The organism is Streptomyces sp. NK15101 (assembly GCF_020400725.1).
Lineage (GTDB): Bacteria > Actinomycetota > Actinomycetes > Streptomycetales > Streptomycetaceae > Streptomyces.
The window spans coordinates 1-19,597 of record NZ_JAINVG010000088.1; the positions used below are offsets into that span (position 1 = coordinate 1).

At 72.6% G+C, this 19,597-nt stretch carries 17 protein-coding genes; 9 read left to right on the forward strand and 8 right to left on the reverse strand.

The features are described from left to right. The 5 genes from K7G60_RS31920 to K7G60_RS31940 form a co-directional block, all read left to right on the forward strand. The coding region (locus tag K7G60_RS31920) for an MFS transporter (RefSeq protein WP_225804451.1) at positions 1-814 on the forward strand (814 nt) is incomplete at its 5' end. A gap of 130 nt (positions 815-944) precedes the next feature. Next, entirely contained in the window at positions 945-1,640 is a 696-nt protein-coding gene (locus K7G60_RS31925) for a transporter (protein ID WP_225804452.1), read from the forward strand. 44 nt (positions 1,641-1,684) lie between these two features. Next, complete coding sequence (locus tag K7G60_RS31930) at positions 1,685-3,031, forward strand: FAD-binding oxidoreductase (protein ID WP_225804453.1); 1,347 nt, start codon at positions 1,685-1,687, stop codon at positions 3,029-3,031. 316 nt (positions 3,032-3,347) lie between these two features. After that, on the forward strand, positions 3,348-3,632 hold the full coding sequence (locus tag K7G60_RS31935; RefSeq protein WP_225804454.1) for a hypothetical protein: 285 nt from the start codon (positions 3,348-3,350) through the stop codon (positions 3,630-3,632). A 31-nt stretch (positions 3,633-3,663) separates the two neighbouring features. Next, positions 3,664-5,208, forward strand: coding sequence for a transporter (locus K7G60_RS31940; RefSeq protein ID WP_225804455.1), 1,545 nt, complete (start codon positions 3,664-3,666; stop codon positions 5,206-5,208). Between the two features lie 363 nt (positions 5,209-5,571). On the opposite strand, the gene K7G60_RS31945 is transcribed toward K7G60_RS31940, so the two are convergent. The 4 genes from K7G60_RS31945 to K7G60_RS31960 all read right to left on the reverse strand — a co-directional run bounded on the left by K7G60_RS31945 (position 5,572) and on the right by K7G60_RS31960 (position 9,492). After that, positions 5,572-6,408 carry a class II fructose-bisphosphate aldolase gene (locus K7G60_RS31945; protein WP_225804456.1) on the reverse strand — a complete coding sequence of 279 codons (837 nt, stop codon included), beginning with the start codon at positions 6,406-6,408 and terminating at the stop codon, positions 5,572-5,574. 99 nt (positions 6,409-6,507) lie between these two features. After that, the gene (locus K7G60_RS31950) at positions 6,508-7,458 is read right to left on the reverse strand and encodes an SIS domain-containing protein (RefSeq protein ID WP_225804457.1); all 951 of its coding nucleotides are present in this window, start codon (positions 7,456-7,458) and stop codon (positions 6,508-6,510) included. Positions 7,459-7,552: 94 nt separating this feature from the next. Then, positions 7,553-8,509, reverse strand: a complete 957-nt coding sequence (locus K7G60_RS31955; protein ID WP_225804458.1) for a 1-phosphofructokinase family hexose kinase — start codon at positions 8,507-8,509, stop codon at positions 7,553-7,555. Beyond that, positions 8,506-9,492 carry an ROK family protein gene (locus K7G60_RS31960; protein WP_225804459.1) on the reverse strand — a complete coding sequence of 329 codons (987 nt, stop codon included), beginning with the start codon at positions 9,490-9,492 and terminating at the stop codon, positions 8,506-8,508. Before K7G60_RS31960 ends, K7G60_RS31955 begins: the two co-directional genes overlap by 4 nt. Positions 9,493-9,785: 293 nt before the next feature. Here K7G60_RS31960 and K7G60_RS31965 point away from each other — a divergent pair, with 293 nt between their 5' ends. Beyond that, entirely contained in the window at positions 9,786-10,586 is an 801-nt protein-coding gene (locus K7G60_RS31965; protein WP_225804460.1) for a DeoR/GlpR family DNA-binding transcription regulator, read from the forward strand. Positions 10,587-10,822: 236 nt separating this feature from the next. On the opposite strand, the gene K7G60_RS31970 is transcribed toward K7G60_RS31965, so the two are convergent. Together K7G60_RS31970 and K7G60_RS31975 are read right to left on the reverse strand one after the other, a co-directional pair. Further along, positions 10,823-11,440, reverse strand: a complete 618-nt coding sequence (locus tag K7G60_RS31970; protein WP_225804461.1) for an NUDIX hydrolase — start codon at positions 11,438-11,440, stop codon at positions 10,823-10,825. Between the two features lie 154 nt (positions 11,441-11,594). Then, positions 11,595-12,785: a hypothetical protein gene (locus K7G60_RS31975; protein WP_225804462.1), complete on the reverse strand. Its 1,191-nt coding sequence runs from the start codon at positions 12,783-12,785 to the stop codon at positions 11,595-11,597. 330 nt (positions 12,786-13,115) lie between these two features. Between K7G60_RS31975 and K7G60_RS31980 the strand changes: the two genes are divergently transcribed. After that, a complete protein-coding gene (locus tag K7G60_RS31980) occupies positions 13,116-14,393 on the forward strand; it encodes a geranylgeranyl reductase family protein (protein ID WP_225804463.1) in 1,278 nt (425 codons plus the stop codon). A gap of 39 nt (positions 14,394-14,432) precedes the next feature. Here the strand turns inward: K7G60_RS31980 and K7G60_RS31985 are convergent, their stop codons facing one another. Both K7G60_RS31985 and K7G60_RS31990 read right to left on the reverse strand, forming a co-directional pair. Next, positions 14,433-15,464 carry a glutathione S-transferase family protein gene (locus K7G60_RS31985; RefSeq protein ID WP_225804464.1) on the reverse strand — a complete coding sequence of 344 codons (1,032 nt, stop codon included), beginning with the start codon at positions 15,462-15,464 and terminating at the stop codon, positions 14,433-14,435. A gap of 300 nt (positions 15,465-15,764) precedes the next feature. Beyond that, positions 15,765-16,847, reverse strand: coding sequence for a GlxA family transcriptional regulator (locus tag K7G60_RS31990; protein WP_225804465.1), 1,083 nt, complete (start codon positions 16,845-16,847; stop codon positions 15,765-15,767). A gap of 129 nt (positions 16,848-16,976) precedes the next feature. Here K7G60_RS31990 and K7G60_RS31995 point away from each other — a divergent pair, with 129 nt between their 5' ends. Continuing rightward, positions 16,977-17,900, forward strand: coding sequence for an NADP-dependent oxidoreductase (locus tag K7G60_RS31995; RefSeq protein WP_225804476.1), 924 nt, complete (start codon positions 16,977-16,979; stop codon positions 17,898-17,900). 439 nt (positions 17,901-18,339) lie between these two features. Next, complete coding sequence (locus tag K7G60_RS32000) at positions 18,340-19,368, forward strand: hypothetical protein (RefSeq protein WP_225804466.1); 1,029 nt, start codon at positions 18,340-18,342, stop codon at positions 19,366-19,368. Positions 19,369-19,597 lie beyond the last annotated feature (229 nt).

Genomic DNA, 19,597 nt, shown 5'->3' on the forward strand with positions numbered 1-19,597 from the left:
GGCCGGGTCGGTCGCGGCGATCCTGGTGTCACTGACGCAGGGCCTCACGTGGGGCGACGCGGCGCTCATTCCGCTGGTCATCGGCATCGCCGGTGGCGTCGCATGGGTGCGTGTCGAGCGCAGGTCGTCCGCGGCGGTGTTCGACGTCGCCCTGCTGAAGACGCCCTTCGTCACCGCCGCGTGCCTGTGCATCGCGTTGTTCGCGGCGGTGAACTCGGCCTTCCTGCTGCTGCTCAGCACGTACACCCAGATCATCCCCGAGGCCCTGCGCCCGGAGGACGCGTACGGACTCGGCCTCAGCGCGCTGCAGACGGGTTGGCTCATGGTGCCCTTCGCGGTGACGTTCCTGATCGGGGGCGCGGCGGTCGACCGCCCTGTCTCCAAGGGGCACGGTGCGCCGGTCCTCGTGCTCGGAGCGCTCATCAGCGCAGCGGGACTCGCCTGGCTCGCCCTCGCCCACGACCGGCAGTGGCACTACCTCGTGGGAGCGGCCGTCATGGGTCTGGGGTGCAGCATCGGCTATGCGGCCGGCTTCACCGTGGTGCAGACGGCGGCTCCCGAGGAGAAGGCCGGAATGGCCGCCGGAATCGCCGGCACGTTCATGGCGGCCGGTTTCGCGATCGGCACGGCGCTGGTCAGCGCCGACCTCGGCGCGTCACTGGTTCCTGTTCCCGGAACGCAGCTCGAGGTCGCCGCGAAGAGCCTGTACGGCACCGGCTACTGGCTCTCGGGTGTTCTCGCCCTGCTCGTCGTGGTGACCGTGCTGGTCTCACGCGCCCGGGCCGGCCGACGCGTCGGAGGTGCCGCTTCCTGAACCGACCGTATGCCGACCGACCGACCGCGTGCCGCGCCGGGCCGACCGGGCCCCGCAGGCGAGAACTCACGACTCCACCTCACGCCCTCCAGCTCAGAAGCGAAGGCGTGCCCCGAAAGGAACTGACGACATGAAAGAACTGGCCTTCCTGCTGGCCGATCTCTGGATGATCTTTGCCGGCTTCTACTTCGGGCAGAAGCTCATCCGGCACTACGGCAACTACCTGCTCGGCCTGGAGTGGATGGTCGTTGCCACCTCAGGCTCGAACTTCCTCCTCTGGTCGCTCCTCGGCGGCGACGAGAGCAGCCCCCTGTACAACGTCGCGTACTTCTTCGACGCCTTCTCGCGATCGGTCGGCATCACCCTCATCCTCGTCATGGGCCTGATGCGCGTGACGCGCCGGTACAAGCCGACCGTGGCGGTCGACGTCGGCGCGTTCGCCCTGGCCGTCGTCGCCGGCCTCTACCTCCAGCAGTTCCGCGACCACGAACTCCACGTCGGTCCCGCCACGTTCTACGTCGTGGTCAACGTGCTCACGACGTTTTTCCTGGCCTCCTTCTGCCGGCGGCTCTGGGGAATCGGGTCCAAGGGCCTGGCCGTCGGCGCCGGCCTGGCCACCGCCGTCGCCTCCGTGATCGCGATCACCTACGACTTCTTCCCGCTTCCGGGCGACGACGAGCACCGCACGCTCTTCTACACCGCCGCGCTGGCCACCTGGGGGTTCCAGCTGTTCGTCTACTTCGTCGCGTACCGCGCGCTGCACGAGCACAACGTGGCGACGGGTGTGGAGCCGGCTTCGAACGAACAGCGCGTCGTCCGGTCCTGAGCATCGCGTCGAAGAGCAGAGAACCCGTCACGAGGAGCAGTGAGATGAAGACCGACAACGTGGAGTACACCGGTTTCAGCGGGTGGGTCGATCCGCCCGCGGACGCCCTCCCGGCCCTGACGGAAGAGATCACCTGTCAGGTCGCGGTCGTCGGCGGAGGCCTGGGCGGCATGTCGACGGCGCTGCGACTGGCCGAGCGGGGCCAGGACGTGGTGCTGCTGGAGGCCGAGTTCTGCGGCCACGGGTCCAGCTCCCGGAACGCCGGCCAGCTGGCGGGTGCTCCAGGTGGCGACCTCCAGCTGCTGGATCTGCTCTTCCGCAAGAAGATGCCCGGCATGGTGCGGCTCGCGGAGCACGCCGCGCACTTCGTGGAGGACCTCATCAGGAAGTACGACATCGACTGCGACTACGAGCCGACGGGCAACGTCTTCGCGGCCGTGTCGCGTGGCCAGATGGGCCGGGTGCGCCGTGTGGCCAAGATCCTCCGGCGTGCCGGAGGCCACGTGGAGCTGGGCACGAGCGAGGAGCTCGGAATCCCCCGCGGATTCCTCGGCGGGATGCGCGAGGTGATCGGCGGAATGATGAACCCCGGGAAGTTCACCCTCGGTGTGCGCCGGGCGCTGCTCTCCTCGTCCGCGCAGGTCTTCGAGCGGACGAAGGTCACCGACGTCACGCGCGACGGCGGCCAGGTCGTCCTCACCACCCCTCGTGGGAAGGTCCGGGCGAACCGGGTGGTGCTGGCGACCAACGCCTTCGCCGGCGAGTGGGACATCACTCCCCGACGCCTCTCCGTGCCCATCTGGGTCATCGAGGTCGAGACCGAGCCGATCGACCCCGCCCGTCTCGCGGCGATGGGGTGGACCAGCCGATCGGGGCTCGTGACCCAGCACGCCATCATGGAGAACTACCGGCTGACGTCGCGCGGCACCATCGTGTTCGGCGTCCGGCGGCTCGAGCGGGGCACGACCTACCCACTGCCGCGGAAGAAGCCGGACCCGGCGCTGGTCGAGGAACTCGCAGGCGCCTTCGCGACGCGGTTCCCGGCGCTGGCCGACGTCGCCGTGGAACGGGCCTGGGGAGGATGGATCGCGATCACCTCGTCCTGGCTCCCGCTCGCCGGGCAGATCGACGACAACGTCTTCTACTCCGTCGCGTGCAACGGCCACGGGCTGGCCCAGGCGCCGTACGTCGGGTCCCTCATCGCCGATCTGATCGTCGACGGCGAGCGGCACGAGGACCTGGAGGCACTGTGGGCGAAGAAGCCGAAGTTCCCCCGTCCGATGATGATGGGACCGCTGGGACTGCGCACCATCTGGGCCGTCGACCGCTTCAACGACCTGGTCAACGGAAGCCGGCGCAACGCCCGGCGAGGCGCGGTGCCCGTGGCCTGACCGGCCGGACGGCAGAGAGGGACACGCTGTGGCCGCAGGGCCGTCGGCGTGTCCGTGCCCCGGACCCACGCCGATCCGACGGCTCATGACACTCCGGACGCCCCGACGCCGCCCGGCCCCGACGTACCGAGGGCCCCGAACCGGGAACAGCTCGTCTCCGACCACGGGGGAACGCCGGGTCGCGTTCCGTGACGCCGGACCGCCGCGACCACTTCCTGAACGCCCCCGCCCTCACTCCCGAGAGAGTTCCGTGCACTCCTACTTCGCTCCGAAGCCGACCGGTGGGCCGGCGACGGATGTCCGTCCGCAACGCTCCGTGATGTTCCGCCGGGCCGTGCACCGTGCCCAGCGGACGTTCCTCGCCGTCAACGCGGTGCCCTTCGCCGTCGGTGTCGTACTGTCCTGCACCGCCGGGCTCGCCGCGGCTCCCGTCCACGGCCGGCTCACCCTGGGCCTGGTCTGGGGCGTCCTGCAGCTCGGCGTCTTCGCCGGCAGCGTCTGGTGGTACGAGAACCAGGTGACACGCGTGTGCGACCCCCTCGAACAGTCCCTCGTGTCCGAGGCCCCGGGTGCCTCGCCGGCCGACGAATCCCGGCGGTGACGCGGTGGTCCTGAACCTTCTGGGATCTGGCGTGCACGACCCGATCGGGCCGGCGGCGAGAGGCCCGGTGCTGGTCGCCTTCTTCGTCTTCATCGGTCTGGCTCTGCTGTGGATCTTCACGCTGGCCACCCACGACGACCACCCGGAAAGGCTGTACATCGCCGACCGGTCCCTCTCGCCGGTCTTCAACGGCTTCGCGATGGCCGGCGAACAGATCTCCGTCCTCACGCTGTTCGCGACGACCGGGGGCATCGCGCTGTTCGGCTACGACGGGTACGCCACCGCCGTCGACAGCGTCATCGCGCTCGGACTGCTGCTGCTCCTCGCCCAGAAGATCCGCGACAGCGGCCGCTACACCCTCGGCGACCTCTTCTCCCTGCGGGCGTCCGGAGCGGCGCCGCGGATCGCCGCCGCCGTGGTGACGCTCGCCATCACGCTTCCCATGCTGGTGCTCCAGCTGCGGGCCGGCGGCATCGTCGCGGCCATGCTGATCGGCTTGCCGAGCGATGCGGCGCAGGTGCTGTGCACGGTCCTGATGGGCGGCCTCGTCGTCTGCTTCGCCGTCGTGGCGGACCTCAAGGGCACCAGTCGCGTGCACGTGGTCAAGGTCGTCGTCACCCTGGCGACGCTCACGCTGCTCACGGTGCTGTCCCTGAGGAGATTCTCGTGGGACGCCGGAAGCCTCCTCTCGGCCGCCGTGGACAGGAGCGTGGCACCGGAGGGCTATCTGAGCCCGGGGCTGTGGGCCCACATCCCGGGCCTCGCACCGCTCAACACGATCGGCGACCACATCGTCCAGATCCTCGGAGCGGTCGCCCTGCCCCACCTGATCCTGCGCGTCGCCGCGTCCCGCACCGGGCGCTCGGCACGGCGGTCCATGAGCATCGCCGTGGGACTGACCAGCGCCTACTTCCTCCTCCTGATCACGGTGGGCTTCGCCGCCGCGGCCGTGGTCGGCGGCGAGGGCATCGCCGCCGTCGACGCCAACGGGCAGGCGTCCCCGATCCTGCTCTCCTCGGGCGTCCTGGGGAACGGCTCCGCGTCGCGCGTCGCGCTGATCACCACCGTGGCCTGCGTCGCCTTCCTCGTCGTCCTCACGACCGTGACGAGCGTGATGTTCGCACCCGCCGTCTCCCTGGCCCACGACGTCTTCGCGCGCGCCGGCGGCTCTCGCGCCGCCGGCCGAGAGGTGCCGGCGGCGCGCGGGGCCGTCGTCGCCCTCGGCCTCCTGGGCCTGACGCTGTCCGCGGCGGCTCACCGGTATTCGGTCGAGTTCCTGGCCATCTTCTCGATGAGCGTCGCGGCGTCATGCGTGGCCCCGGTCCTCGTCTACTCCTTCTTCTGGAAGGGGTTCGACCGCAGGGGACTGCTGTGGTGCGTCTACGGCGGGCTGCTGCTGTGCGCCGTCCTGACGCTGTTCTCTCCCACCGTGTCCGGATCCCACTACGCCCTGGTGCCGGGGGCGGACTTCCACTGGTATCCGTTCCGCACCCCGGGCCTGGTCTCCGTACCGGCGGCGTTCCTCCTCGGGTGGCTCGGCAGCAGGCAGCGGAGTTCTCGGCCGGGCGGCGAGTGAACCCGGCGGCGGGTCCCGTCACCACGACTCCGCCGCTCGGCCGGCACCTCGTGCCGCGCCTGTCCGTCGATGTGCTCCTCCGCCGCTCGCGGTGCCCGGTCGGGCCGCTCGCCCGGATCGCCCTGAGCCGTACGCATCCGGACGCGGGCCGGCGCCGGCAGGGCGTACGGCGTGGACCAGTCGGGCTCGGTCCGCGACGCCTCCAGGGCGGCACCGGCCTGGCCGACGGCGCACTCGTCGCCCAACAGCCCGACGGCGGATCGGCGTTGCAGCGCTGGACCGTCGGATGACACGTCGGTCCGGACGGTCATGACAAGGACGGGCCCGGACGGTGTCCGGGCCCACCTTCGTCACACCCTCGGGTCAGCGGCCGGCGAGGAGGCGCAGCAGCCGTGCCACCTCGGCGGCCACCGCCCCACGCGCCGGACCCAGGTACCTGCGCGGGTCGGCGACCGCCGGGGCGGCTTGGAGCCGTTCCCTGACCGTGCGGGTGAAGAGCCGGTTGAGGTGGGTGGAGACGTTCACCTTCGTCATGCCGGCGGCGACGGCCTTCTCGAGGTCCGCCTCGTCGACGCCGGAGGAGCCGTGCAGGACGAGAGGGACGTCCAGGGAATCCCTCAGACGGGCGATGAGGTCGAGGTCGAGCACGGCGTCCCGGACGGTCATGGCGTGTGAGCTGCCCACGGCGACGGCGAGCGCGTCCACCGCCGTCGCCGCGGCGAACCCGCGGGCCTCCTCCGGGTCCGTACGGACGTGGGGGGCGTGGGCGCCGTCCTTGCCGCCGACCTCGCCGAGCTCCGCCTCGACCCAGACGTCGGCCCGGTGGCAGTGGTCGGTGATCATGCGGGTGGCGGCGACGTTCGCCTTGTACGGCAGTTTCGAGGCGTCGAACATCACCGAGGTGAAGCCGAGGTCGACGGCTTCCTGGACGAGCTCGGCGGACTCGGCGTGGTCCAGGTGGACCGCCACCGGGACGGTGGCGGCACGGGCGATCTCGAGCGTGGCGAGGGCGATGGGGGCGAGGGCGCCGTGGTAGCGGGCCGTGTTCTCGCTGATCTGCAGGATGACCGGCAGGCCGGCCTGCTCGGCCCCGGTGACGATCGCCTCGGCGTGTTCGATCTGGACGACGTTGAACGCGCCGACACCGGTGTTCGCGGCGCGCGCGGGCCCGACGATGTCGTCGGTGGGGGTCAGGGGCATGGGAGTTCTCCATGGAGCGGTGCCGGAGGCGGAGGGGCGTCGGGTGAGGTGGACGGCGGTGGCCGCCTCACCCGCTGAACGGAGGCGGTGACGGCGGGTTCAGGCTTCGGGGCCCTCGAGGATCACCGAGCGGGTCAGGTTGCGAGGACGGTCCGGGTCGCAACCGCGGGCCTCGGCGAGGTGGACGGCGAGGCGCTGGGCGCGGACGAGGTCGGCCAGTGGGTCGAGAGCGCCGGGCCCGTCGCCGGACCCGGCGCAGTACAGACCGCCGACGCGGGCGATGTCGTCGGCGAGGCCCCGCGGTGCGGCGCCGAAGAGCCAGGCGACCCGGCCGGGGCCGGTGATGCTGATCGGACCGTGGCGGTACTCCATGGCCGGGTACGCCTCGGTCCAGGCCCCGGCGGCCTCGCGCATCTTGAGCCCGGCTTCGAGGGCGAGACCGTAGGTCCAGCCGCTGCCGAGGAAGGTGAACTGCTCGGCGCCGCGGACGGCCGGGTCGATGGGCTCCGCGAGGGCGCGCTCGGAGTCCAGGACCGCCCGGGCCAGGGGACGCACACCTGCCGGGAGGGCGTTCTCGGCTTCGAGGTGGGCCCGCAGGAGGGCGAGGGCCGTGGTGGCGAACCTGGTCTGGACGACGGACTGTTCGTCCGCGAAGTCGAGGACCGCGACGGCGTCGGCGGCCGTCATGACGGGGGTCGTCGGGTCGGCGGTGACGGCTCCGGTGGCGACGGTGCCCTTGACCCGGGTCAGCAGGTCGAGGACCTCGGTGGTGGTGCCGGAGCGGGTGATCGCCAGGACGCGGTCGTAGCTCCGGCCGTACGGGAACTCGGAGGCGGCGAAGGCGTCGGTCTCGCCGTGCCCGCCCGCTTCCCGCAGCTCCGCGTACGCGAGGGCCATGAACCAGGAGGTGCCGCAGCCGACGACCGCGACGCGCTCGCCCCGGCGCGGCAGGGCGTCGGAGAAGGAGGCGACCGACTCGGCCGCACGGCGCCAGGTGTCCGGCTGGGAGCCGATCTCGACGGAAGTACGGGAGGTCTCGGAGGTGGTCATGCGATTCCTTGGGAGTCGTAGGGGCGGGACGTCCATGCTCGGAGGTCCGGCAGGAGTGGCAACAGGGGGACGGGAAAAGGAGATTGACCCGGCGTCAAGAAGGTCGGACGGTTGTGTCCTGGCGGTGGCGCGGCGGCGCGAGTTCGTCCACGCGGACCTCGTGCCGGAACCGGGAGTAGACCGAGGCGTCGACCTCGCCCGCGGCCGCACACGGCACGGCCGCGGCCGAGAGGGCCACCGCCTCGCGCAGGATGTCCGGCCAGGCCGCGCGGGCGGCGAGACCGGACGCGATGGCGGCGACGCAGGCGTCCCCAGCGCCCGTCGGATTGCCCGAGAGCGGTTCGGGAGGAGCGGCCCGCCACGCCCCGGTCGGGGTGACGGCCCGCAGACCGTCCGGGCCGGCCGATGCCACGACCGTCCGCGCGCCGCGGCGGCGCAGCTCCGCGGCGGCCGCCGTCGGATCGTCGCACCCGGTCACCTCCGCGAGTTCGGCCGCGTTCGGCTTGATCACATCCGGCCCCGCCTCCAGAGCGGCGGTCAGGGCGGCGCCCGAGGTGTCGAGGACGGTCAGCGCCCCCTCCTCGGCCGCGGCCCGGATCAGGACCGCATAGGCGTCCAGGGGCAGCCCCGGGGGAGTGCTTCCGCTCAGGACGACGACGCTCGCACCCCGGACCGCGGCGGCGTAGTGCGCGACGAAGGCCGCCCATTCGGCCGCGGTCACCTCCGGGCCCGGCCCGTTGAAGACGGTGGCGTCCCCGTCGTCGCGTGAGACGACGGTGACCGTGCGCCGGGAATCGCCCGCCACGGCGACGAAGGAGGTGCGGATCCCGGCGGACCGCAGGCCGTCGTGGATCATGTGGCCCGTCGGCCCCCCTGCCAGGCCGGTGACGACCGGCGAGTGCCCGAGGAAGGCGAGCACCCGGGCGACGTTGATCCCCTTCCCTCCGGCCCGCTCGTGTGCCACGAGGACCCGGTGGGACGTGCGGGGCCGCAGATCGGCGACCTCCCAGGTGACGTCGAGGGCGGCGTTGAGCGTGACAGTGACGATCATGGTGTGGCGACTCCTGCGGAAGAGGCGGGTGCGTGGTGGCCGGCCGCCTGCCAGGCGGCCAGACCGGCGCCCAGGCAGCCGGCGTGGTCCCCGAGGGCCGCCCGGACGAGAACCGGTCGGCGCTGGAAGGTGAGTCGCGCGTCCAGGCCGTCCCGTACGGGATCGAGCAGGAGCCGGCCGGCCTCGGCCAGGCCGCCGCCGAGGACGACGAGTTCGGGGGCGAGCAGAGAGGCGACCGTGGCCAGCGCCTCGGCCAGTCCCTCGGCAGCCTCGTTCCAGACGGCCCGGGCGACGGGGTCGCCCGCCCGAAGGCGTGCGGCGACTTCCGCGGCGCCACCGGCCGGGCGTCCGCTCCGTGCGGTGCAGGCGCTCGCGACGGCGCGTGCCGACGCCACGGTCTCCAGACAGCCGACGCCTCCGCAGGGGCACGCCGTGCCTCCGCGCACCCTCACATGGCCGATCTCGCCCGCGAATCCGTCCGCGCGGACCGGCCGGCCGTCGACGCTCAGTGCCGCGGCGATGCCCGTTCCCACCGCGACGAAGAGCACGTTCCGCGCGCCCCGTGCCGCGCCGAGGGCGCACTCCGCCGCGCCGCCCGCCCGGACATCGTGCCCGAGCGTCACGGGCAGGCCCGTGCGCGTGGTGAGGACAGCGGCGAGCGGGAGGTCGCGCCAGCCGATGTTGGCCGACCACACCGCTCTCTGCAGGCCTTCGTCCACGATGCCCGGGACCACCACGCCCGTGTGCTCGACCCGCAGTTTCCGCTCCGAGGCCAGTCGCTTCAGGTCGAGCAGGGACTCGGCGACGGCGTCCACCACGGCATCCGGTCCTTCGGCACGAGGCGTCGGGCGGCGCAGCGACGCGACCGGGCGCATGGCGGGGTCCAGCACGGCGCCCTTCAGCACGGTCCCGCCGACATCGAGAGCGAGCACACACGAGGAGGGGCCGTCCGAGGGGGAGGTGCCCGGGGTACTGACGTCCATGGCTGACCACATTCAAGGTGATTGATGATGCGCGATAACTGCTTGGAGCGAGCGTATTCAATCACATTGGATGCTCGGAAGTGCTCGCCTGTGGGTTCGTCCGGAAGACGGCGCATGCCAGAGGGCCTCTCTGCGCGCGGTGACCACCCGTCCACGGCGATGCTCGATGCCGGCGCGCTACGATCAACTTCGCGCATGCTTCACCGGCCCGGCGGCTCCATGCGGGCTGTCGGGCCCTCGAAAACCGGGGCGTGCGGTTCGGACGTCTCAGGGACGGGGAAGGGGTGCGGCACGTGTCCAAGCAGGAGCGGTGGAGCAAGTTGCTCGAGCTGCTGGCGGTCGAGGGCAAGCTGGACGTGGAGCAGGCCGCCGTCGCCGTCGACGTGTCGCCCGCCACCATTCGCCGTGACCTCGACCAGCTCGCCGAGCAGCGGCTTCTCGTCCGCACCCGCGGCGGGGCGATCGCGCACGGTGTGTCGTACGAGCTCCCTATGCGCTACAAGTCCTCCCGCCGGGCTTCCGAGAAGCAGCGCATCGCCGGGGCGGTGGCGGACCTGCTGACCGTGGGAGACGTCGTCGGTCTCAACGGGGGGACCACGACCACCGAGGTGGCCCGTGCGCTGGCCCTGCGGACGGGTGGAGGCGTGGGCGAGCCGGGGGAAGGACATCCAGGCCCCGTGTACACCGTCGTGACCAACGCGCTGAACATCGCCGGCGAGCTGGCGGTCCGTCCGCAGTTCAAGATCGTGGTGACCGGTGGTGTGGCCCGGCCGCAGACCTACGAGCTGGTGGGGCCGCTTACGGCGGGAGTGCTGAACGAGGTGGTGCTGGACGTCGCGGTCCTGGGCGTCGACGGGGTGGACCCGAAGCTGGGGGTCATGACGCACCAGGAGGACGAGGCCGGCATCAGCAGGCTCTTCGCGGAGCGCGCCCGCAGGGTCGTTCTGGCCACCGATTCCTCCAAGATGGGCAAGCGCGCCTTCGCCAGGATCTGCGGCCTCGACCGCATCGACTCCCTCGTCACCGACTCCGGGATCGCCCCGGAGATGGCGGCCAGGCTCACCGAGGCCGGCATCGAAGTGATCACCGTCTGAGAGCACTCACACGGCACGACGTCCCCGCGCGCCCTGGGATGCGCGAGGGGCGTCGTGCTGTTCGGCTCCGGCGATCATCGACCGTCCACCTCCCCTGTCAGGGCGGCGGACGCCCGGCGCCCAGGCGATCCAGCATCCAGCGGCCGCTCCGTCCGACGGCCGACAGGGGGCGAGCCCTTCTGCGGCGCACAGCGAACGGCGCGCCCGCGGCACCATTGTCCGCCGGAGTCCTCCCGTCACCCGCCCGTGGCGCTGCCGTTCGCGTCGCTGCTGCTGCTGCTGCTGCTGCTGCTGCTGCTGCCGCCGCCACTGTCCGCGCCGGAGGCGGCGCTCCGGTTCTGGTAGAGCGTGAGAGCCGCCAGGCTGGCGGCGTCGACGATCCCGCCGGCGGCGACGAGCGCGCGGAACTCGTCGTCGGTGAAGTGCCGGTGGACCATGTCCGACTCCGTGGCCTCCCGACGCGGGCTGCCCGGCACGAGTTCCTCGGCGACGAAGACGTGCATCCCCTGGTTGGACATCCCGGGGGCGATCTCCAGCCGTCCGAGCAGGCGCAGGCGGCCCGCCGACAGCCCGGTCTCCTCGACGAGCTCGGCGCGGGCGAGCGCGGCGGCGTCTCCCGAGCCCCCTTCCGGCCAGCTGCCCTGCGGGAAGGACCAGCGCCGCCCGCCCACCGGGTAGCGGAACTCCTCGACGAGCCAGAAGCCGGTCGCGCTGCGCGGGACGATCAGCGCGAAGTCGGGCTTGTCGACATAGGCGTACACCCCGGGCGCGCCCGAGGCGTGCACGACGGTGTCCTCCAGGAGGCGCATCCACGGATTCGTGTAGACGACCGTGCCTCCGGTGCGTTGTGTCACGAGCTCATCCCTTCGTCCACCACGAGGGCCCGCCCCGTGATGTGTACGGGCCGCTGTACTGAGCGGGGAAGCCGCGGCGGCGGCGATCGCCGGGGACCGGCCGGCCGGCTTCCCGGGAAGGTCGGAGTGTGATCGGTCCGTTCTGCCGTACGTCTCACTGGCCGTGCGGACGCCGCTGGACCTCCGCATCCGGCGCTTGGAGATGCGGGCCCCGGAAGCGGGCGAGCGTCTTCGAGAGGGTCTTCCAGGGCGAGGGGTCCTCCTTGGCCGGCGCCGGCGATGCCGTCCGGGGTGCGGCGCCGCCGGTCGCCTCGGCGAGGGCCTCGAGTGCGGACTCGGCGGCCTCCCGGTACAGGTCGCAGGATGCCGTCATGGCTTCGAGCGCCTTGGCGTACTTGGTGACCATGGCCTGCGCGTGAGCCAGTTCCTCGGCGGGGGTGAGCAGGTGCCAGCCTTGGCGCAGCCGTGTCAGGGCCTGCTCGGCGTCGGCCGGCAGCGGCTGGGGAAGTGAGGCGAACTCCTTGATCTTATCCAGGAGTTCGGTGGGTTCCGTGCCGTCCAGGAAGACGTTGCGCACCGTGAAGCGCTCCGCGTCGTAACCGGGGGCCTGCGGTGTCGGGGGCAGGATGACGGCACCGCCGCGCGGTATCCCCACACCCAGCTCGCGCTTCATCACGAAGTCGGCGATCAGCGCCTGCTCGGGCGTGGCCCGGTGTTCGACCACCCGGTGCCGCAGGCTCGGTGGCAGGAACGCCGTGACCGGCCGGCGTCCCAGGGCGTCCGGCGTCATCGCCTCGTGCACCACGACATGGACGAACCAGCTCTGCCTGCTGCAGGCCCGCAGCAGGCGGCGCAACTCGTCGTCGTCCTTCGGCAGGTGGTTCGTCGTCCGCAGGCGCACGTCCGGCACCGTCTCGTGGTCCCACGCGACCTGGTCGCTGTCGGGCCAGAACACGGTGGCCGGTGAGCGCCAGCTCGCTTCCCACGCCCGCTCGGCCTCGGCGGCGAGGACCCAGCCGACCTCCTCGCTCTTCGTGCGGCGGGACTCGGGGTCGTACGTGGTCAGTTGCGCGCGCACCGTGATGCCGTCGGCCACGCGCCAGCGGGCCTCGAAGAGACGCCGGGCGGACGGGCCGGGGTCGGCGGACTCGTCCCGGGGGTACAGGTCGGTGGAACGCGCCGCCTCGACGGGGTCGAGGTCCAGGAAGTCGTCGATCACCCCGGCCGCCTTGAGGGCGAGCAGGTTGCGCCGGACGTCCCGCTCGGGCTCGGGCCCGAGGTGACGCCCGCGCCCGAGCCAGGCGGTGTCGGGGACGGTGGTCGATGAAGTGCTGTTCTTGGCCATGGAACCATCCAGTGGGCGATCAGGGCCCGACCAGTATGGTCCGCGGCCCGAGCGGGGGAAGCGGTGCCCCGTCCGCAGCCCGTGCTTGAGCCTCCCCTCGTCGCCCTCGTGGCCGGGGACGGCGCCGTTCGGGCAGGCCCCCACGCCTCGCGCGCGCCTCTGCGAGTCGAGCGGCTCGCGGCACCGAGTACCCCGCGGTTCCCCGGTCTCGTCGGCACCGACGTCACCCACGGGCGGCGACACCCCGAAGAGGGGCGAGCGAAAACCCCGGCGCGTGGGTACGGATGGGGAATCGTTCCGCTTCCGACCAGCCGAGCAGAGGAAGATCTCATGGAACCGTCCCCCCACCACGACGAACCGGCTGACGTCATCGTCATCGGCGCAGGCCCCGCCGGCTGCAGCGTCGGCTACCACCTGGCACGGGCGGGGTACGACGTTCTGCTGCTCGAGAAGGCCGTCTTTCCCCGCGACAAGGTCTGCGGGGACGGCCTCACACCGCGTGCCGTCAGGGAACTCCTCGGCATGGGCGTCGACGTGGAGGGGGACGGCTGGGTGAGAACGCGCGGTCTGCGGGTCCACGGCTCCGGCACGACGGTGGAGATGCCCTGGCCCGTCGTCGCGTCCTGCCCCGACTACGGTCTCGTGCGGACCCGGCAGGACCTCGACCAGCTGCTCGCCCGGCAGGCCGTGGCCGCCGGGGCGCGCCTCCTGGAGGGGACCAAGGTCACCGAGCCGGTCTTCGACCCGGCCACCGGCCGGGTCGCGGGCGTCGTCGCGGAGCGGGACGGCGTCCGCCGCACCTTCCGCGCGCCGGTGTTGGTCGCCGCCGACGGCGCGTCGAGCCGGCTCGCCGTCGCCCTCGGCATCCATCAGCGCACCGACCGGCCCATGGGCGTGGCCGTACGCCGTTACTACAGCTCACCGCACCGGAACGGGGACCACCTCGAGGCCTGGATCGACCTCGAGACCCGGGACGGTCGCGGGCGGGCCTCCATGCCGTTCGGCTACGGATGGGTCTTCCCCGTCGGTGACGGCGGCTTCAACGTCGGTCTCGGCACCTTCCACGTCGGGCGCCGGCCCGACGTCGACCACCGGCGGCTCTTCCGGCAGTGGACCGCCCGCCTCCCCGCCGCCTGGCACTTCGACGAGGAGCACGCCACCGGCCCGCTGCGCGGCGCACCGCTTCCCGCCGGGCTCAACCGGAGTCCGCAGTACACCCGCGGTCTGCTCCTGACCGGCGACGCCGGCGGAATGATCAATCCGCTCAGCGGTGAGGGGATCGACTACGCGATGGAATCCGGCCGCCTGGCCGCGGAAACCGTGGCCCGTGCCCTCACCCGCCCCACGGGCCACGCCCGCGAAGAAGCCCTGCTGCGCTACCCCGAAGCCGTCCGCGAGGCCTACGGACGCTATTTCACGGTGGGACGGCTCGTCGTGCGCGCCCTGAACCACCCCCGGGTCATGCGGCTCGTCGCCACCCACAGCCTGAGGCGGCCCGTCACGCAGCGATTCATGTTCAAGCTCTGGGCCAACCTCACGGACCCGTACAGCCCCGACGCCCTCGACCGCGTCATCGCCGCCCTTCAACGCGCGGTCCCCGCCGCCTGAGTGGGTCGGGCACCGCCGCCCGGGCTTCCGGGCGGCGGGTCAGCCGCTGAGGAGCGGCGGCACGCGCTCGGTCGGAGGCGGCGGGGCGGGCGGGGTGCCGTCGCCGAACGGCCGGCCGCCGAGCCCTTCCCGTCCGTGCGGCGAGAGCCAGCCGCGCGTGTCCGGGCCCCGGGGGACGATCCCGGTCGGATTGATGTCGTGATGGACGACGTAGTAGTGCGCCTTGATCTGCGCGAAGTCGATCGTGTCACCGAACCCGGGCGTCTGGAACAAGTCCCGCGCGTAGGCCCACAGGGCCGGGAGTTCGGTCAGTTTCCGCCGGTTGCACTTGAAGTGGCCGTGATAGACGGCGTCGAAGCGCACGAGGGTCGGGAAGAGGCGGACGTCGGCCTCGGTGAGGGTGTCGCCGACCAGGTAGCGCCTGCCGCCGAGCCGCTGCTCCAGCCAGTCCAGCCGCTCCCACAGGCGTCGGTACGCCTTGTCGTACGCCTCCTGGCTGCCGGCGAAGCCGCACTGGTAGACGCCGTCGTTGACGTCCCGGTACACCTTGTCGGCCACGTCGTCGATCTCGGCGCGCCACTTCTCCGGGTAGAGGTCCGGCGCGCCGTCCCGCTGGTGGGCCGCCCACTGGCTGCCCAGGTCGAGCGTGATCCGCTCGAAGTCGTTGGTCACCACTTCGCCGGTGGGGACGTCGACGATCGCGGGCACGGTGATGCCGCTCGGATAGCCCGGTTCGCGCCGGAAGTACGCCTCTTGCAGCCTTTCGATGCCGAGGACGGGATCCCGGCCGCCCGGATCCAGGTGGAAGGCCCAGCTGCGCTCGTCGTGCAGGGGCCCGGCGATCCCCATCGAGAGGACGTCCTCCAGGCCCATCAGCCGCCGGACGATGGCGCTGCGGTTCGCCCAGGGGCAGGCCCGGGCGATGATCAACCGGTAGCGCCCGGGCTCCACGGGATAGCCGTCGCGCCCGTCGGCCGTGATCCGGGTCGTGATGTACGTGCGGTCGCGCTCGTAGGCGCCGCCAGTCGTGATGTACGCGCGGTCGCGCTCGTAGGCGCCGTCACCGGTCATCGTTCCGGACCTCCCCCGTGGTCCTCGGTCCGGGAACCGTCGTCGGGGCCGGCGGCTCCGTCGCCCGCGGGTTCGTCGCGCACCGCGCGCACCTCCTCTCGTGCGACGGCCGCCGTACGGTCTCCATGAGGGGCTTTCCGATCGGCCATGCACGGGCGAGTACCCGCGCCGACCCGTGCTACGCCCCCTCGATGCGCGAGACGACCTGTGGCGGACCGAGCCGGCCGCCCCGCCCCCGGCCGCGAGGGCCTCAAGTCGCTTCGGTCGGCCGGGGGCCCCGGACGCTCACCGGAGAGATCGTCAACGCCACGGGCGGGAGGCACCTCCCCCGACAGCGCCGACCTCGTCACCCTCGCCGGTGCCGTCGCCGTCGCCGCCGAAGGTACGGCGGTAGGCGGTGGGGGAGATGCCGAACGCGGTCCTCATGTGGACGCGCAGGGAGTTACCGGAACCGAGCCCGGCACGGTGCGCCACCAGGTCGATCGGAAGGTCGGTCGTCTCCAGGAGCTGCTTGGCGAGTTCGAGCCGCTGCGCCGTGAGCCACTGCCCGGGCGTCATGCCGACCTCGTCGCGGAACCGGCGGGTGAAGGAGCGCAGACTCATCCGGGCGTGTTCGGCGAGCCGGGCCAGCGTGAGCGGTTCCGCGAGGTGTTCGAGGGCCCAGGCGCGGGTGGCGGTGGTACTGGCCAGGGTGGGCTCGGGGACCGGGCGGTCGATGAACTGGGCCTGCCCGCCGTCTCGCCAGGGCGGCACGACGCACATGCGGGCGGCGCGGTTGGCGACCGCGGCGCCGTGGTCGCGGCGGATCATGTGCAGGCACAGGTCGACACCGGCGGCCACGCCCGCGGAGGTGAGCACGTCGCCGTCGTCGACGAACAGCACCTCCTCGTCGAGCTTGACCTCGGGGAAGGCCCGGCGGAACTCCGGGGCCAGGTTCCAGTGGGTGGTGGCCGGCCGGCCGTCGAGGAGACCGGCGGCGGCGAGCACGTACGACCCGGAGCAGATCGACACCAGTCGGGTGCCCGGCCTGATGCCGGCGATGGCGGCGCCGACCTCGGGCGGCAGCGGGCCTCCGCGGCTCAGCTCGGGCATGGCGTGCGTGGGCGGGACGATCACGGTGTCGGCCTCGGCGAGCGCCTCCGGGCCGGCCGCGGGCTGCACGGTGAAACCGGCGTCGCTGCGGACCGGGGCGCCGTCGGCCGTGCAGACGGTGACCTCGTAGAGGGGCCTGCCCTCGGCGTCCTCCACGCTTCCGAAGACCCGGGAGGGGATGCCCAGCTCGAAGGGGGGCACGCCCGGGAGGGCGAGCACGGCGATGCGGTGCGGACCCACCCGCCCTTCCGCCCGCCCGTCCCGCACAGGCGTTCCCGGGATCTCGTTCATGGCCAGATCCTGTCACATGGTGGCTAGGAGGCCAACACTTCGACGGGGCGGAATGTCCGATCGTGGAGCGGTCGCCGCCGGAAGGGATCCGGCGGCATCCCGATGAGAGACGGAAGCGAGGCGGACGACATGCGTGCGGTGGTCGTGGAGCAGTGGGGCGGACCCGAGAACCTGGTCGAGCGCGAGGTGGAGCGCCCCGAGCCGGGCCTGAACGAGGTCCTGGTGCGGGTGCACGCGGCCGGGGTGAACCCGGTGGACTGGAAGACCCGCGCGAGCGGCGCACTCATCGGATGGGGCGACGTGCCCGTCCTCGGCTGGGACGTGTCCGGCACGGTCGAGGCGGTCGGTCCCGGCGTGGGGATCTTCCGCCCCGGCGACGAGGTCTTCGGGATGCCGCTGTTCCCGCGCCAGGCGGGCGGGTACGCCGAGTACGTGGTGGCACCGGCGCGCCATCTGGCGCCGAAGCCGTCGTCCCTCACGCACGTGGAGGCGGCCGCGCTGCCGCTCGCCGCCCTGACCGCCTGGCAGGCCCTCGTCGACGCGGCGGACGTCCGCCCCGGCGAGCGCGTACTGGTGCACGCCGCGGCCGGCGGGGTCGGACACCTCGCCGTGCAGATCGCCAAGGCCCGCGGTGCGTACGTCGTCGGCACCGCGAGCGCGGCCAAGCACGACCTGGTGCGGGAGCTGGGCGCCGACGAGGTGGTCGACTACCGCGCGGCCCGCTTCGAGGACGTGGTCTCCGGCATCGACGTCGTCCTGGACGGTCTCGGAGGGGAGACGGCCGAGCGCTCCCTGAAGGTGCTCCGCGACGGCGGCAGGCTCATCACGCTGCCGGGCCCGGACGACGTGCCCGCCGCCCGGGACGGCGTACGGGCCGCGTGGGTCCTGGTCGAACCCGACCACCTCGGCCTGCGCGAGATCGCGGCCCTGGTGGAGCGCGGCGCGCTGAGGCCGGTGGTCGACACCGTGCTGCCGCTCGCCGAGGCCGCGGAGGCCCACGCGATCGGTGAGCTGGGCCGCACGACGGGCAAGATCGTCCTGACGGTCGCCTGACCCCTTCCCGTGTCCTGCCGTCCGTCCCCCGTGCCCTGCCGCCCGGGCCGGGCGCCCGCCCGCGGCCGGCCGCTCCGGGTGAGGCCGCTCGGCCGGGGGCGCCCCCTCGACGGCGCCCCCGGACGCCGTCGACATCACCGGCGGCGCCGGCGGGCCTCGCACGACGAGCTGAAGAAAAGCCGAAGAAGAGCCGAAGAAGAGTCGGACGTCCCTGCGACACGCTCTCTCATCAGGGCGGCCGTGCTGACATCCGGAGCGCGTGCACGGACGCGGGACGGGGCCGTGTCAATCGCTCCGCCCGGCATTCACCCGGTCGGGCAGGCAGTGTCCCGCTTCGCGGGCGGGGACCGCTCGGCCGTGGAAACATCCGGGCGAGTCGTGGAGGGTGAGGCGGCGGGCGGAGCGCCGCCGACGGGCCACCTCCAGGGAGGGACACCACGTGAGCCTGACCGGGCACCGATCGATCCGGCATCCCCGGCCGCCTGGCATCGACACCCTGCGCTGCACGGCGCGGTACGGGCTGGACGCGGTCCCCGACCCGCAGCACCGCGCCATGATGGCCGGCCTGCTGGATTCCGGTCTCCTCGACGGGCTGATCGCGTTCGCGGTCGAGTACGAGCCGGCCGTCGACCGGGCCGCGACCCGCGTCCGGGCCGGTCGACTGGCCGCCGAGTTCGCGGCCTTCGGCATCGCCGTCCCGGCCGCGACGATCCGCACCATCACCGTGATGCGCAGCCTGATGGTGCCGGTCGCCGATGAGGACCTCGCCTTCGCGCTCGACCGTGTCTGGGTGTTCGGCACCTACCTCGACGACCTGTGCAGCCGCGAGCCGGCCGAGGCGGAGGCGGTCCTGCGGGAGGCCTTGCTGCCCGAGCGGGCCCCGGCCCGGCCGACCACCCGGTACCTCCGGCACCTGTTCGCGGGGATCGCGCCGTTCTGCGATCCGACGTTCCTCGCGGTCTACCGGGCCTTCCTCCACAACGCGCTCATCGGCGTGCTGATGGAGGCGGAGTTCACCCCCGAGGTGTCCGACGGCGTGGACAGTGACTTCGTGCGGGCCTACAACGGCTTCTCCCAGTTCTGGTTCGTCTCGCTCCAGTTCACCGACCCCTGTCTGGACGCCCGTACGAACAGGGCGTTCTGGTCGGCGTCACTGTGCTCCGGCGTGACGTTCCTGAACGACGTCAACGACGTGCTGTCGTCCTACAAGGAGGCGGTCGACGGGGCCGACTTCGTCAGCAGCAGGCTCTACCGCAGCTGCGTCCGCGAGGGCGTCGCGTACCGGGCCGTCGCCCGCCGCACCCTGGACAGCGGGCTGGGCGCCCGCGACCGCCTCCTCGCTCTCGCCTCCGCCGACCAGCGTCCGCACCTCGAGCGCTACGCGGCCGGCTACGTCTGCTTCCACCTCCGTTGCCGCCGCTACCGCTGGAACGACGTCTACCCGGGGCTCACGCCGATCGACACCTGAAAGCGTGGCGACCTGCGCCGCCCGACCGGTGCCGGCGCCGTGCGTCCGCGGGGAATCGGCGCGCAGGCCGGCGGCGGGGCCCGCCGAGGGCCCCTCGCGCGGGCTGCGGGCGACCCCCTCCCCTGTGTGGCGGACGGCTTCCGTATATGACGGCCGTCATGGCGGGAGGCCGTCGGAGAACCGAGAAGCCGCCGTGCCGAGTGGAGGTGATGCTTCCCCAGGGACTCTG